This window comes from Roseovarius sp. BRH_c41 (assembly GCF_000961715.1).
Lineage (GTDB): Bacteria > Pseudomonadota > Alphaproteobacteria > Rhodobacterales > Rhodobacteraceae > Roseovarius.
The window spans coordinates 58708-72462 of record NZ_LADY01000053.1 but is presented as its reverse complement, the minus strand read 5'-3'; the positions used below and the strand labels follow the sequence as shown (position 1 = coordinate 72462).

General features: G+C 60.6%; 14 protein-coding genes. 3 read left to right on the top strand and 11 right to left on the bottom strand.

Annotation, left to right across the window (positions count from 1 at the left end; all coding sequences use genetic code 11):
* Positions 1 to 66 precede the first annotated feature (66 nt).
* The 6 genes from VR71_RS15560 to VR71_RS15540 form a co-directional block, all read right to left on the bottom strand.
* On the bottom strand, positions 67 to 528 hold the full coding sequence (locus tag VR71_RS15560) for a paraquat-inducible protein A (protein WP_045685670.1): 462 nt from the start codon (positions 526 to 528) through the stop codon (positions 67 to 69).
* Positions 525 to 1271, bottom strand: a complete 747-nt coding sequence (locus VR71_RS15555) for an ABC transporter ATP-binding protein (RefSeq protein ID WP_045685668.1) — start codon at positions 1269 to 1271, stop codon at positions 525 to 527. Before VR71_RS15555 ends, VR71_RS15560 begins: the two co-directional genes overlap by 4 nt.
* Positions 1268 to 2053, bottom strand: coding sequence for an ABC transporter permease (locus tag VR71_RS15550; RefSeq protein ID WP_009818882.1), 786 nt, complete (start codon positions 2051 to 2053; stop codon positions 1268 to 1270). The genes VR71_RS15555 and VR71_RS15550 overlap by 4 nt, the downstream gene beginning before the upstream one ends.
* Positions 2050 to 3087 (bottom strand): alanine racemase, encoded by a 1038-nt coding sequence (gene alr / locus VR71_RS15545; RefSeq protein ID WP_045685666.1) that lies wholly within the window; start codon positions 3085 to 3087, stop codon positions 2050 to 2052. The genes VR71_RS15550 and alr overlap by 4 nt, the downstream gene beginning before the upstream one ends.
* Before the next feature lie 133 nt (positions 3088 to 3220).
* On the bottom strand, positions 3221 to 3334 hold the full coding sequence (locus VR71_RS25125) for an entericidin EcnA/B family protein (RefSeq protein ID WP_157046626.1): 114 nt from the start codon (positions 3332 to 3334) through the stop codon (positions 3221 to 3223).
* Between the two features lie 39 nt (positions 3335 to 3373).
* Positions 3374 to 5203, bottom strand: coding sequence for an extracellular solute-binding protein (locus VR71_RS15540; protein ID WP_045685664.1), 1830 nt, complete (start codon positions 5201 to 5203; stop codon positions 3374 to 3376).
* 281 nt (positions 5204 to 5484) lie between these two features.
* On the opposite strand from VR71_RS15540, the gene VR71_RS15535 reads away from it, so the two are divergent.
* A complete protein-coding gene (locus tag VR71_RS15535) occupies positions 5485 to 6258 on the top strand; it encodes a 3-hydroxybutyrate dehydrogenase (protein ID WP_045685662.1) in 774 nt (257 codons plus the stop codon).
* A 209-nt stretch (positions 6259 to 6467) separates the two neighbouring features.
* Here VR71_RS15535 and VR71_RS15530 read toward each other — a convergent pair whose 3' ends face one another.
* Positions 6468 to 7163: a DUF502 domain-containing protein gene (locus VR71_RS15530; protein ID WP_045685660.1), complete on the bottom strand. Its 696-nt coding sequence runs from the start codon at positions 7161 to 7163 to the stop codon at positions 6468 to 6470.
* Positions 7164 to 7421: 258 nt separating this feature from the next.
* Here VR71_RS15530 and rpsB point away from each other — a divergent pair, with 258 nt between their 5' ends.
* Both rpsB and tsf read left to right on the top strand, forming a co-directional pair.
* Positions 7422 to 8195, top strand: a complete 774-nt coding sequence (gene rpsB / locus VR71_RS15525) for a 30S ribosomal protein S2 (protein ID WP_040650670.1) — start codon at positions 7422 to 7424, stop codon at positions 8193 to 8195.
* Positions 8196 to 8270: 75 nt separating this feature from the next.
* Entirely contained in the window at positions 8271 to 9143 is an 873-nt protein-coding gene (gene tsf / locus VR71_RS15520; protein WP_009818876.1) for a translation elongation factor Ts, read from the top strand.
* Between the two features lie 365 nt (positions 9144 to 9508).
* On the opposite strand, the gene VR71_RS15515 is transcribed toward tsf, so the two are convergent.
* From VR71_RS15515 to VR71_RS15500, 4 genes are all read right to left on the bottom strand, one after another.
* The gene (locus VR71_RS15515; RefSeq protein ID WP_045685657.1) at positions 9509 to 10264 is read right to left on the bottom strand and encodes a LuxR family transcriptional regulator; all 756 of its coding nucleotides are present in this window, start codon (positions 10262 to 10264) and stop codon (positions 9509 to 9511) included.
* Positions 10261 to 10704, bottom strand: a complete 444-nt coding sequence (gene aroQ / locus VR71_RS15510) for a type II 3-dehydroquinate dehydratase (RefSeq protein WP_009818874.1) — start codon at positions 10702 to 10704, stop codon at positions 10261 to 10263. The genes VR71_RS15515 and aroQ overlap by 4 nt, the downstream gene beginning before the upstream one ends.
* A gap of 292 nt (positions 10705 to 10996) precedes the next feature.
* Complete coding sequence (locus tag VR71_RS15505; RefSeq protein WP_009818872.1) at positions 10997 to 12403, bottom strand: MATE family efflux transporter; 1407 nt, start codon at positions 12401 to 12403, stop codon at positions 10997 to 10999.
* Positions 12404 to 12495: 92 nt separating this feature from the next.
* Entirely contained in the window at positions 12496 to 13755 is a 1260-nt protein-coding gene (locus tag VR71_RS15500; protein ID WP_045685655.1) for an FAD-binding oxidoreductase, read from the bottom strand.

Here is a 13755-nt window from a genome sequence, read left to right as displayed (position 1 = left end):
ATTCAATCAATCCAGAGTCAAGTTTAGGGGAGTGTGGCGTGAGCGCTGCGCGATTGGTGCGAGGCTCTAGAGAATATCGGGGTGATTTTGAGGCGTGTGGCGCTGACCGAGGCTGATCGCCAGCGAGGCGAGGATGCAGGCGGTAAAGAGATAAAGACCCCAGGCCACCTCGACCCTCGCCAAGCCCACGCCTTTGACCACGATGATATAGAGCGCGATGAGGAAGATATCGGCCATGGCGAGTTTGCCCATGACATGCAGCGCGGGCAGGGCGCGCGGCGAGAGGAGGCCAAAGTGCAGGAGGGCGAGGCCGATCGTCTTGAGATAGGGGGCGAAGAGGGCAAAGACCGTGACCAGAAGGGCCAGGTACACGTCGCTCTGCCAGAGGGCTTGCAGGCCGGAGATGATGCTGATTTCGGAGAGGCCAAAGAGTGGCAGGTCGATGCCCGCGCGCATCAGGGGCGCAAACCAGGCGAGGGGGAAGAGCACCAGAAGTGCCAGATTTCCGTATCTCAGGGCTGCGCTCACCGCACCGCCTCGATCGGTCCCTCAGCCCTGCCGTGGATGAATTGATCCAGATAGGGATCGCCGGACTGGTCCATCTCGGACACCGGGCCGGTCCATTTGATCACGCCGTCATGCAGCATGGCGACATTGTCGGCGATGGCGCGCACGGAGGTCATATCGTGGGTGATGGTCATGGCGGTGGCGCCCATTTCGGTGACAATCTCGCGGATCAGGTCGTTGATCACGCCGGCCATGATGGGGTCTAGGCCCGTTGTGGGTTCGTCAAAGAAGATGATCTCGGGTTCGGCGGCGATGGCGCGGGCGAGGCCGACGCGCTTTTGCATGCCGCCCGAAAGCTCGGCGGGGAATTTATCGGCGACATCGGGTTTGAGGCCGACACGGCGCAGTTTCTCGATGGCGATTTCGCGGGCCTCGGACAGGGGCCGCTTGAGCGAGCCACGCAGCAGGCGGAAAGCGACGTTTTGCCAGACGGGCAGCGAGTCAAAGAGCGCGCCGCCCTGAAAGAGCATGCCGAAGCGGGCGAGAAAGGCGTCACGGTCGCCGCGTGTCACGTCCTGTCCGTCAAGCGTGATGGTGCCGCTGTCGGGGCGGACGAGGCCGAGGATACATTTCAGCGCCACGGATTTGCCGGTGCCCGAGCCGCCGATGATGACAAGCGAGGTGGCCGAGGGAATGGTGAGGTTCACGCCTCGCAGGACGCGGTTGGGACCGAAGGCTTTGTGGACGTTTTTAAGTTCGATCATGACGAGAAAAACACCTCTGTCAGGATGTAGTTGGAGGCGAGGATCAGCACGGAGGCAGCCACCACTGCGGATTTGGTGGCGCGGCCCACGCCCTGTGCGCCGCGGCCCGAGTTCATGCCGTAGTAGCAGCCCATCAGCGCCACGATAAAGCCGAAGGCAGCACCCTTGATCAGGCCCGAGACCACATCCCATGTTTCGAGAAAATCCATGGTGTTGTGCAGATAGGTGGCAGCGGAGAAATCGAGCCGTCCGACGCCCACCAGAAACCCGCCCATGATGCCGATCACATCGCCGACGCCCACCAGCACCGGCACCGCGAGGGTCGCGGCCAGCACGCGGGGCAGGGTGAGGTATTTCATCGGGTTGGTGGAGAGGGTGGTGAGCGCGTCGATCTGCTCTGTGACCTTCATCGTGCCGATCTCTGCGGCGATGGAAGAGGCCACGCGCGCGGCGACCATGAGGCCGCCAAGGACGGGACCAAGCTCTCGGGTGAGGCCAATCGCGACAATCGAGGGCACCACGGTTTCGGCGTTGAAGCGCGCGCCGCCGGCGTAGATCTGAAGCGCGAGCGCGCCGCCGGTGAAAAGCGCCGTCATGCCCACAACGGGCAGCGAGAGCCAGCCGATTTGCACCAGCGCATGCAAAAACTCGCGCCAGTAGAAGGGGGGCCGCGCCAGATGGCTGAGTGTATCACTGGCGAAAAGCGCAATCCGGCCCATAGATGCCAGCCCGTTCAGAACGGTGCGGCCAATGCTGGCCAGAAAGCCGAGAATAAAATTCATCCGCCGATATAGCGTCGCGTATAGCGCGCCCCCAATGAGGTCAGGATTTCGTAGCCGATGGTATCGGCGTGATCGGCCAGCGTGTCGATGCTCTGGTGTGGCCCGAGAAGTTGCAGGCTTTTGGGGTCATGGCCCAGATCGGTGATATCGACGCAGATCAGGTCCATCGAGATGCGGCCTGCGATGGGGCAGGGGATATCTTCGGCCCAGAGGCTGGTTTTCGGCCCCATGGCGCGCAGGATGCCATCGGCATAGCCCGCCGCCACCGTGGCGATGCGGGTCTCACGGGGGGCCGTAAAGCCGTTGGCATATCCAACTGTTTCTCCCGGTGCCAGATCGCGGCATTGGATCACGGGGATGTCGAGGGTGACGACGGCGCGCGCCTCTGCAAAGGGACGCCCGCCATAGAGGCCGATGCCGGGGCGGGCCAGATCGAAGTGATAGGCCGCATCCAGCAGGATGCCGCCGGTATTGGCAAGGCTGCGCGGCACATCAAGCCCGTCAGTCATCTCGCGGAAGGTGGCAAGCTGCTGCGGGTTCATCGCATGATCCGGCTCGTCGGCGCAGGCGAGGTGCGACATGATCAGGCGCGGATCCTGGGCCAAGGCGATGTCGCGCAGCGCGGCCCATTCGCCGGGTTCCATGCCGAGGCGGTTCATGCCGCTATCAAGCTGGATGCCGAAGGGGTGCCCCGGCAAGGATTCGACATGGCGGATCATCTGCTCAAGCGAATTGATCATCGGGGTCAGGTGCATGTCGCCGATCATATCCGCGTCACCGGGCATATGGCCGGAAAACACATAAATCGCAGGTCCGCTCCCGAGCGTGTCGCGCAGGGCTGCGCCTTCTTCGGCGACAGCGACAAAGAAGTGGCGGGCACCGGCGCGTGCGAGGCTGCGCGCCACCTTTGCTGCACCCAAGCCATAGGCATCCGCCTTGACCACGGCGGCGGTCTCGCCCGCTGTCATGGCATCCAAGGCGCGCCAATTGGCTGTGATGGCATCAAGGTCGACGGTAAGGAATGCAGTGCTCATAGGCCGGGTTTTGACAGGATGGGCGGGGGCGTCAAGGGGAAAGGCATGATTGGTTCCCGGTCATAGCCAAGGGGTCCGCGCCCATCGAGGCGCAAGCGACGCAAATCTCGCCGGGAGGTGGGCCGTCGGCGGATCAGAACCAGCTCTGAACGCCGCGCGCGGCACCCGATATGTCACGACCCACACCGTCGACAGTGGCACATCCGGCCAGCGTCGCAAGGAGGGCGAGTGCAATCAGTTTTCGCATGCTCATGCCTGTTTTATTGCTCTGTTTCGTTGCTTTTTGTTATTCGTTTGCCTCGAACCACCATACCTCGGGGAGAAAGCCAATGCCATCCCCATAGATCGGCAGCCTGTCGTCAGGGTATTTCAACTGTGACTTATGCGCAATACGACCCACGCTGTATTGATGGATCGGGATCACATAGCGCCCCGCCATAAGTACCCGGTCGAGCGCACGGGTGGCGGCGACGAATTCGGCGCGGTCGCGGGCGGTCAGCATGGCGCGGATCATCGCCTCGGCGGCGGGGGATTTCATGCCCATGAGATTGCGGCTGCCGGGTTGGTCGGCATAGTCGGCGCCCCAATAATAGGTCTGTTCATTGCCGGGGCTGAGCGACAGAGAGCGGCGCATCATGGTGAGGTCAAAGTCAAACTGCGCCTCGCGTTCGGCATATTGCGCCTTGTCGGTCATTTCGACCTTGAGCGTGATGCCGAGCCGCTCGAGGGCGCGGGCGTAGATATCCATCATGGCGCTTGCCTGTGCGATCAGACCGTCCTGTTGTAAAAGGACGGTGAGGGACAGGGGTGTCCCCTCTGCATTCACAAGCCGCCCATTCTGGACCTGCCAGCCCGCCTCGTTCAGCAGGTCCACCGCGCGGCGCAGGGCCGTGCGGTTGCGCGCGGTGCCGTCGCCGACGGGCAGGCTGTAGCCCTCAAGCGTGCCGGGCGGGAGAGTATCGGCCAAGGGGGTCAAGAGATCACGCACCCGGCCCGTGGCGGGGCCGTGATCCATCCCGAGTTCGGAGCCGGAGAAATAAGAGGTGATGCGCGGCTGGCGTCCGCCGGTCAGGGTGTCGTTGATATATTCGAAATTGAACGCGGTGATCAGCGCCTCGCGCACGCGCCAATCGTCCAGCGGGGGGCGGCGGGTGTTCATGACAAAGCCGGTCATGCCCGAGGGTTTGCCATGGGGGATTTCGCTTAGGGTTATCTCGCCGCGCGCAACAGCGGGAAAATCATACTGTGTGGCCCAAGCCTCGGCGTTGAATTCGCGCACGTAACTGACAAGCCCCGCCTTGAACGCCTCTTTCAGCACGGTGTCGTCGCCGTAGAATTCGATGCGGATTTCGTCGAAATTGTTGGTGCCGCGCCGCAGGGGTAGGTCGCGGCCCCAATAGTCGGGATTGCGTTTCAGGGTGACGTGACGGTTGATTTCGTAATCGCTGACCACATAGGGGCCGGTGCCGAGGGGAATGTCATCAATCCCGGCCTCTGTGATGTCGCGTCCCTCCCACTGGGATTTTTGCAGGATCGGGCGGAGACCGGCCAAGAGCGCCAATTCGCGATCATCTTCGGTGAAGGTCAGGCGCAGAGAGCGCGGGCCGGTTTGGGCGATGCTGTCCACCTTGGTCCAGAATCCGCGATAGCGCGGGTGGCCCGTGGTGCCGAGGGTCTCATAGGACCAAAGCACATCTTCGATGGTGACGGGGGTGCCATCCGAGAATCGGGCCTCGGGGCGCAGGGTGAATTCGACCCATCGGCGGTCGTCGTCCGTCTCGACCGATTCGGCCAAAAGACCGTAGAGCGTGAACGGTTCGTCCCAGGACCGACCCATCAGGGTCTCGTGGGTGAGGTCGGCCAGTTGCCACGGCGGATTGCCGCGCAGGATGAAGGGATTGAGCGAATCAAAGCCCCCCACGTTGCCGGTGACGACCGCGCCGCCCCTCGGTGCGTCCGGGTTGGCATAGGGGAGCGACACAAAATCAGGTGGGAGCGCCGGGGCGCCATACATAGCTATGCCATGCGCCGGGGCGGCACCCGCCTGAGAGGCCGTGCCAGCAAGGATGATCGCGGCCAATCCAGCCCTCAGGTGGCGGAAAAATTCTGATCTCATTTTGGCGACAATCCTCAATCATCTTTGTTTGTCTGGGCCGGACCCTAGAGAGGGATTCAAGGCTTTTCAAACTTTTAGCTTGGACAGTGGCGCAGGATTGCTTATAAAGGGGGCACTGCTCGATAGGTTTCTTGCCTGTATGAAACCTGCCTCAATAACTTAACGCCCGCTTCGTGCGGGCGTTTTTTTTGGTCTGCTCGCGAGAGCGTGATGGGTATTCCCGTGCAATTTGCAGATGCAGCACATATGCTGCGCGCGCAATGGTTATTGGGAGACAGAGCATGAGTGTCAAAGGTAAAACCGCCATCATCACGGGGTCAAACTCGGGCATCGGTCTGGGCATCGCTGAAGAACTGGCGCGGGCTGGTGTGAATATCGTGCTGAATTCCTTTACCGATTCGGAAGAGGATCACGCGCTGGCCAAGCGAATCGCCAAGGAGACCGGCGTCGATGTGCGCTATATTCAGGCCGACATGTCCAAGGGCGATCAATGCCGGGCCTTGATCGAAAAGGCGGGGCGCTGCGATATTCTGGTGAACAATGCCGGAATTCAGCATGTGGCGCCGATTGACGAGTTTCCGAGCGACAAATGGGATGCGATCATCGCGATCAACCTCAATTCCGCGTTTCACACCACCGCAGCCGCGCTGCCGATGATGCGCAAGGCGGGGTGGGGCAGGGTGATCAATATCGCCAGCGCCCATGGTCTGACCGCGAGCCCCTATAAATCCGCCTATGTGGCGGCCAAGCATGGCATTGTCGGTCTGACCAAGGTCACGGCGCTGGAAACCGCGAAAGAGCCGATCACGGCCAATGCGATCTGTCCGGGCTATGTGCTGACCCCGCTGGTAGAGGCGCAAATCCCGGATACGATGGAGAAATACGGCATGGGGCGTGAAGAGGTGATCGAGAAGGTCATGCTCGAGCGGCAACCGTCCAAGGAGTTCGCCACGACCGAACAATTGGGCGGCACGGCGTTGTTTTTGTGCTCGGATGCCGCGGCGCAGATCACCGGCACGACGATCAGCGTCGATGGAGGCTGGACAGCGCTCTGAGGGGAAGCCCCGGCTCAGGTTATGCCCCCGCGCGGATAGCACCGCAGGTGCCGCGCGGATCGCTGGGCCGTCCCGCGGCCTAGCGATTTTGAGAGGGAGCGCTTCCCTGAGAGGTCATACGGATTTGGCAGGCATTAAGTGGCAGCCACCTGTGTCGCTTCGCTAGTCCCCGGCCCAGCGACCGCGCGGCTCTGGGTATAGAGCCCCCCCTAATCCCCGGCTTTTTTGCGCGTTTCCTCGGATTTTTTCTGATCCGGATAGACCAGACCGGCAGAGATCACCAGTTTGGCCGCGTCCTCGATGCTCATCTCCAGCTCGATCACATCCTCGCGCGGGAAATACAGCAGAAAGCCAGAGGTGGGGTTGGGCGTGGTCGGCACGAAGACACTCAGAACCTCGCTGTCGGTCTGAGCCTTTTCGCTGATCTCGCCGCGCGCCTCGGTCGAGATAAAGCCGATGGCCCAAATCCCCTTGCGCGGATATTCGACAAGGCAGGCTTTTTCGAAGCTGCGTTCGGATTGGGCAAAGACCGTTTCGGCGATCTGTTTCACACCGGAATAGATGGAGCGCACCACCGGCATCCGGTTCACAAGCGATTCCGCGAAAAGGATCAGGGACCGCCCGATCAACCCCTTGGCGATCCAGCCCACAAGAACCGTGAAGATCAGGAAGATGATGACGCCGACACCGCGCAGGTTGATGCCGATATATTGCTCGGGCTGATACTGTGCCGGAATGAGGGGCAGCACGAAGCCATCGACCCAACCGATCAGCGTCCACATCAGCCAGACCGTCAGACCCACGGGGGCAATCACCACGAGCCCGGTCAGAAAGGATGCGCGCAGACCGCCCAAGCGTCTGGGTTTGCGCGGTGGAGGGGGCAGATCGTCAAAGGGTGTGTTCATCACGGTTCCATCACGCGGATCATGGGGATATCTAGGCACAATATTGCCTGCTCACAATGGGGCATCGGGCGCTGTCGAACGTCACGTTCAAAATACCGGACTGGGGCTTGTATCGGGCCAAGAGGGCAGGTATACGCGCGCCACTGAACCCCGCAGGTATGGGCGGGCTGACAGGGGAGACATCCCTGTCCGTCCACCGGTTGAAGCACCCGCTTCTCTTCCCATGCCGAGGCGAAAACCGGAAAAGGAAAACGAGACATGGCTCTTCCCGAGTTCACGATGCGTCAGTTGTTGGAAGCTGGCGTTCACTTTGGCCACCAGACGCAGCGCTGGAACCCCCGTATGGGCGAATTCATTTATGGCGCGCGCAATGGCATCCATATCATGGATCTGACGCAGACCGTGCCGCTGCTGGATGCGGCGCTGCATGCAATCCGCGAGACCGTTGCCAAGAATGGCCGCATTCTGTTCGTCGGCACCAAGCGTCAAGCCGCGCAGCCGATTGCCGAAGCTGCGGAAAAATGCGCTCAGTATTACATGAACCACCGCTGGCTCGGTGGCACGCTGACGAACTGGCAGACCGTGTCGAAATCGATTCAGCGTTTGAAGCAGATCGACGAGATGATGGAAGTCGGTGCTGAAGGCCTGACCAAGAAAGAGCGTCTTGGCATCGAGCGCGACCAGATCAAGCTTCAGGCGAGCCTGGGCGGTATTCGCGAAATGGGCGGCGTGCCGGACATGCTGTTCGTCATCGACGTCAAGAAAGAAGCGCTGGCCGTGGCTGAAGCCAACAAGCTGGGCATCCCGGTTGTCGGTATCGTTGACACCAACTGCTCGCCCGATGGCATCGACTATATCATCCCCGGCAACGACGACGCGGCGCGTGCCATTGCGCTCTATTGCGATCTGGTCAGCCGCGCGGCACTGGACGGCATGTCCGCCCAGTTGGGCGCGGCAGGCGTCGATATGGGTGCCTTGGAAGATGTGCCGGTCGAAGAAGCCTTGGCCGAAGTTGCCGAAGCCGAAAGCTGAAGCTGCGTCATGAAACTGACATGGGGGCAGGGGTATCCCGCCCCCAATCCCGAGACTGATTTGAGGAGAGCCGGTATGGCGATCACTGCTGCAATGGTTAAAGAACTGCGCGAGAGCACGGGCGCAGGCATGATGGACGCAAAGAAAGCGTTGACCGAAACCGATGGCGACATGGAAGCCGCTGTCGATTGGCTGCGCACCAAGGGGCTGGCCAAGGCTGCCAAGAAATCCGGCCGCACTGCGGCTGAGGGTCTTGTCGCGGTCAAGGTCGCGGGCGGCGTCGGTGTGGCGGTCGAGATCAACTCCGAGACCGACTTTGTTGCCAAGAACGCTGATTTTCAGGGCATGGTGGCTACGATTGCCGATGCCGCTGTCGGTGTGGCCGATGTGGAGGCCCTGAAGGCCGCCACAGTGAATGGCAAGGCCGTCGCTGATATCGTGACCGACAAGATCGCCACCATCGGCGAGAACATGGCGCTGCGCCGGATGGCCCGGATCGAAGGCGACGGTGTGGTGGCCTATGTCCACAATGCCGCAGCCGAGGGTATGGGCAAGATCGGCGTTCTCGTGGCCTTCAAGGGTGATGAGGGTTTTGCCCGCCAAGTGGCGATGCATGTTGCCGCAACCAACCCCGCCGCGCTGAACGAAGCGGTTCTGGACCCGGCGATTGTCGAGAAGGAACGTCAGGTTCAAATCGACATCGCGCGCGAATCGGGCAAGCCGGACGCTGTGATCGAGAAGATGATCGTGGGCCGCATGGCCAAGTTCATGGCAGAGGTGACGTTGATGGGTCAGTCCTTTGTGATGAACCCCGATCTGACCGTCGAGGCAGCAGCCAAGGACGCCGGCACCGAGATCATCGGTTTCGTGCGTCTGGAAGTGGGCGAAGGCATCGAGAAGAAAGAAGAAGATTTCGCCGCAGAAGTGGCCAAGGTCGCACAGGGCTAAGCTCTGGTGATATTCAACTATTAAGGGCATCCTTTGGGGTGCCCTTTTTCATTCGCGGCGGCGCCAAAATGAAACCGGTGCCACCCCGAGGGATGACACCGGTCTTGGATCGCGTCGTCTATTGGGGATGAAACGACGTTTAGATAGGCGCCGACCGTCAGTTCCGATCAATAAGAACCAACGGCCGACATCCGGCAGGACCGGAAAGGACGACGTCACCTGCTCAATAAAACAGGCTCCGCAATCCGAAGTGTTCCCAGGCAAATAGCCACCACTCACGGAACAGTGAGATCATGCTACGTAACGTCAACTCAGGAAAGTAAGGTATTCCATACCATCTGATATCTATCCGATTTTAATGAACTTTATTTCTCGAGAATGAAAATCTGATTCTGAAATGCAGCTTTTAGAACCGCCTGTGCCGTGGTTTCGACTGAGAGTGCATGACGCGCGAGGCGCAGGTGCTTTTCCACGGTGGCAGAGGTCAGGCCCATGATGATCGCGATATCCTGGACGGTCTTGCCGTCACCGACCCAACCGAGCACTTCGCGCTGTCGTGGTGTGAGGGCACGGCCCGGTGCGGTATAGGGCAGGGAGAGAATCCGAAGATGCGCCACATTATTGAGGGCGAGGATCTGTTCGCCACTCTTTTTCCAGAGCGCATCCACTTCTGATTGCATCATGCCTTTTTGTGCGGTGAGGGCGATGGCCCCTTTGGTGCGTGGGCTGAGGGATTTGAAACTGATGGAATAGCCTGCCGTGACACCGTGCGATTGGTTGAACTCGAACACCCGGCGCTCTTGCTTGGTCAGCGTCCCGCTGTCGATCATGTCGCGCAACACGGACCAAGAGCAGGCGCCGTCATTGTCGAGGGCCCAGCGGACCATCGGGGCATTGAAATACAAACCTTCGCCCACGAAGACATCCGTATACCTGGGACTGTGGTTCGTCAGCATGAGAAAATCGTCGGGGTCGCCCAGAGAGGTTGCGGTGCGATAGCGCGTGTAGCCGTAGATCAAACGATCAAAGCCATAGTCCGCCATGAACCGGGTGTGCAGATCCCAGAGTTCTTCGATAGATGCGGCATTCAACAGGGCATTGATGCTGGAGGCTTCTATCATCCGGGACTCTCCAGATGGCCAAGCAATGCGTCGAGTGCGAGGACATAGCCCCGCGCGCCAAAGCCGCAGATCACACCCACAGCCACGCGCGCAATGTAAGACTGGTGCCGAAACGCCTCGCGGGCGTGGACGTTGGAGAGATGCAGTTCAATCGTTGGAATGGCCACGGAGCTGATCGCATCCATCAGGGCGACGGAGGTATGGGTATAGGCTCCGGCGTTGAGGATAATTCCGTCATAGGTTCCGCGAGCCGCATGAATGGCGTCGAGCAGCGCACCTTCGTGATTGCTCTGGGCAAAGGCGACGGTGACACCGCGCTGAGCGGCGGCGGCTTGGCACATCGTTTCGATGTCTTTCAAGGTCGTGCGCCCGTAAACCTCAGGCTGCCGCGTCCCCAAAAGATTGAGGTTTGGTCCGTTCAAAAATAGAATTGCGGTCATGGCTTCGCTCCTGAGACCTTCTCTTAAACCGCAAATCCTTGGCCTGTCGAGACTTCTGTGGTCGTATCTCGTGGATCAAGCGGTAAGGCCGACCTTGGGACACCCTAGTGAACTTGACCTGACAAGGGAAGGTGTCGCAGAAAACTTACTCCTCACTGGGGTCGTGAATTAACATTTCTCGGTAACTAGATGTAATACTTGATTAAACTTTAACTTTAACACCGCTGCATGTGGCTTGGCTGCCACCTATAGGTTACATAATACTGATTATGCGATGCATGGGTGAGGGTAGTCAGGACCGGTTGCAGCGGTTCATGACGATCTGCATACGATGATCCGGACACGCGTAATGCCCCAAGAGCGGATCTTTGCAAGGGGCTTCGATCACTCTCAAGCTGAGCCAGGTGGCAAGCGCCGCAAAGACCACCCCACCCACGGCCTGTCCCAACAACACGCCTTGCGCCCCCCAGATCATTCCGAAGGCGATGGCAAAGGGCCAGATGCCCAACGTGTTGCGCGCCCAGTTGACCGATGTCGAATAGCCCGGATGCCCAAGGTTGTTGAACGAGGCGTTGGCGACAAAGATCGTGCCGTTGAAGAAAGACGCAAGGGCCAACGGCCCGAGGTACAGGTAAAGCAAGGTGCGCATCTCGCCGGTGGCATTGAACAGGTCCGCGATGGGAGCGCGGAAGACGAAGAGCAGCGCCGACATAGCGATCACGTAGAGGGCTAGAAATTTGAGTCCGTCAAAGAAGGTCTCTTGCACCCGATCCAGTCGCCCTGCCCCGAAGTTCTGTCCAAAGATCGGGCCAATCGCTCCGGAAAGCGCGAGAACGACTGAGAAAACCACTGGAATAAGGCGATTGATCACGGCCATGCCCGCGACGGCATCCGCGCCGTATTTTGCCATTTCCCGCGTTACGATGGCAGCCCCGACCGGGGTTGCGACGGTGGCCAGAACGGCAGGCACCGCAATCTTGATTGCGCCGCCGCAATCGCGCAGCACACATCCCAAATGCGGTTTGGAAAATGCGTTGTACCGGGACATGGCGAGACTGAGCGCCAGAACCATGGTCGCCACGCGTGCCACCACGGTCGCCAATGCCGCCCCCTCAAGCCCCATGCTGAGGCTGAATATCAGGATCGGGTCCATCACGAGATTGACGGCGGCACCCAAAAGCGCCGGATACATTGCGCCGCGTGCGTCGCCATAGGCCCGCAGCACGGCCACTGCGACCATGGAGAGGCCAGAAACAAAGGTTGTGGGCAGGATGATCCAGAGATAGCTGGCCGCCATATCGAGCATGGCCCCTTTGGCCCCGACAAGCCCGAGAATGTCGTCAATGAACGGCAAGGCCAGAAGCGGCAGAATGAGGCCAACACCGATGGCGATAACGGCCGTTGTGCTGGCATAATCGCGGGCGGCGGCACGATCCTCGCGCCCTTCTGCCTGTGCCACCAACGCGCCTGCGGCGATGGAGAGCCCGATATTGACCGCGCTGGCAAAGAACATGACCGTGCTGGCATAGCCTGCGGCAGCCGCCAATTCTTCGCGGCCCAGCATGGAAATGAAAAGGATATCAATAAGATCGACAGCGAAAATCGCCATCAATCCGATGCTCGAGGTGAAGGACATCACCGATATGTGCCGAAAAAGATTGCCTCGGGTAAAGCTGCCGCCGGTCTCGGTGAGGGCCATGTCATGCTCCTGTTACATCACGCATGCTGACATAAACGAACAATGACGCTCTGCAACTGGGGCAGGATCAACAAGTCTGTGTGCGTTTTTGCTCAGCGGCGGGCGGCAGCCAGATGCACCAGACGTGCCCCTGTCTCGTAATAGAGTGATTTCAGTGTGACGAAGTGTTCTGAGTGGCTGTCTACCACGGGAACTGGAAGACCGGTTTCATCGCCGCTCAGCAAAGCCTGAGCCGCCGCACGACCGAACACCGTGCCGGGACCGATGCCGCGGCCAGAGTATCCGAAAATGGCAAGCGCGCCCTGCCCCATGCGTTGAATGCGCGGCAAATGATCATAGGTCATGGCGATGCGCCCGGCCCAAGCATGCGCGATGTCGGCCCCTGCAAGACGCGGGAAAAGCTGTGCCAGTTTGCGACGGGCCCAGTCGGCGTGCAAAGCGACATCGCCACCCATACCGCCGAGGATCACGCGCCCTGCCTGATCGCGGCGTACCGACGTCATCACGAGGCCTGTGTCCCAACACCCCTCGCCTCCGGCCAGAATTTCACCTGCGCGATTGTCGCCAATTGGGGCAGTCGCCAGTTGGAAATACTGGACGATCGGCACATCGGGACGAGCCACATGGGTGATGGGGCGGTGATAGGCGTTGGTGGCGATGAGCAGATGCCGCGCGCGGAGTTTGCCGCCGGGGGTGGTGATGATCCATTGTCCGCTGCGGTGTTCGGCAGCAGTGACGGGGGTTCCTTCGCAGATCAGGGCACCGGCGGTCTGGGCGGCGCGGGCCAGGCCGCGCGCATAGGCGAGCGGCTGAATCGTGCCCGCGCGCGCATCATGGAGTGCGCCATAAAACCGATCTGTTCCCGTGCGTTGCACGGTTGTCTTCATGTCAATGAGGCGCACCGGGGCACCCCGCGCAGCCAGTTGGGCATGGCGCGACTCGAGGTCTGCCATGGCCTTGGGCGCATGCGCGAGATGCAGGGTTCCGTTGCGCGTGGGTTCGCAGGCGATGTCATGCTGCGCGATCAGGTCGAACACCAGCGAGGGCGCCTCGGCCAGCACGGCATTGAGATGCTCGCCTGCCTCTGCTCCCAGGATCTTGCACACCTCATCGGGAGGGAGCCAAAGGCCAGCATTGACAAGGCCCACATTGCGTCCAGAGCCGCCCTCGCCCACGGTTTCGGCCTCAAGGACCGCCACATCGGCCCCCTGCCCCGCGGCATAGAGCGCCGCCGACAGTCCGGTGAATCCCGCGCCGATAATTGCAAGGTCCACGCTGCGTTCGCCGTGCAGGGGCTGTGCGGCGAAGGTTTCACGCGAGTTGTCACGCCACAGATTTCCAAGGGCCGACAT